The sequence below is a fragment of the Parasphingorhabdus pacifica genome (assembly GCF_054779195.1).
In genome coordinates this window covers 1-1,136 of sequence record NZ_BAAGYS010000023.1, presented here as the reverse complement: position 1 = coordinate 1,136, position 1,136 = coordinate 1, and the positions used below count along the sequence as shown (strand labels likewise).

The following is a 1,136-nucleotide window of genomic DNA, read 5'->3' as shown; positions in this document are numbered from 1 at the left end:
TTAAGGAAGGTGCGAATAAGCAGGTCATTTCTTCCCAAGCTGACTCGCTGATTAAAATTTCGCGGATCTGGGCCGATTTTTTTCCCGCAAACACATCGAATCAGCCTATTTAGGCTATTTTTTCCACCATTTCTGGCGTTATTTCCGGTTTTTACTGAGATCTCTCCCACTGACGTATCATTTGGTCCACCCGAAACAGGTTGGCCAGGGTGAATAACATCGCCAGTTGGTTATCGTTTTTCAGCAGCCCTTTGTATCTGGCTTTCACGAAGCCGAACTGCCGCTTGATGATGCGAAACGGGTGCTCCACCCTGGCACGGATGCTGGCTTTCATGTATTCGATGTTGATGGCCGTTTTGTTCTTGCGCGGATGCTGCTTCAAGGTTTTTACCTTGCCGGGACGCTCGGCGATCAGCCAGTCCACATCCACCTCGGCCAGCTCCTCGCGCTGTGGCGCTCCTTGGTAGCCGGCATCGGCTGAGACAAATTGCTCCTCTCCATGAAGCAGATTACCCAGCTGATTGAGGTCATGCTCGTTGGCCGCGGTGGTGACTAGGCTGTGGGTCAGGCCACTCTTGGCATCGACACCAATGTGGGCCTTCATGCCAAAGTGCCACTGATTGCCTTTCTTGGTCTGATGCATCTCCGGATCGCGTTGCTGCTCTTTGTTCTTGGTAGAGCTGGGTGCCTCAATGATGGTGGCATCCACCAAAGTGCCTTGGGTCATCATGACGCCTGCTTCGGCCAGCCAGCGATTGATGGTCTTGAACAATTGACGGGCCAGTTGATGCTGCTCGAGCAGGTGGCGGAAATTCATGATGGTGGTGCGATCCGGCAGGGCGCTATCCAGGGATAATCGGGCAAACAGGCGCATGGAGGCGATTTCGTACAGGGCATCTTCCATGGCACCGTCGCTCAGGTTGTACCAATGCTGCATGCAGTGAATACGCAGCATGGTCTCCAGCGGATAGGGCCGTCGGCCATTGCCCGCCTTGGGATAAAACGGCTCGATGACAGCGGTCATATTCTGCCATGGCAGAATCTGCTCCATGCGGGAGAGGAAAATCTCTTTTCGGGTCTGACGGCGCTTAGTGCTGAATTCACTATCGGCGAAGGTGAGTTGATGGCTCATGATG

Annotated in this window: 1 protein-coding gene; it reads right to left on the bottom strand. The window is 53.7% G+C overall.

Annotation, left to right across the window (positions count from 1 at the left end; genetic code table 11):
- Positions 1-151: 151 nt before the first annotated feature.
- Entirely contained in the window at positions 152-1,132 is a 981-nt protein-coding gene (locus ACYVAN_RS24425) for an IS5-like element ISKpn26 family transposase (RefSeq protein WP_000019445.1), read from the bottom strand.
- Between the last annotated feature and the right edge of the window lie 4 nt (positions 1,133-1,136).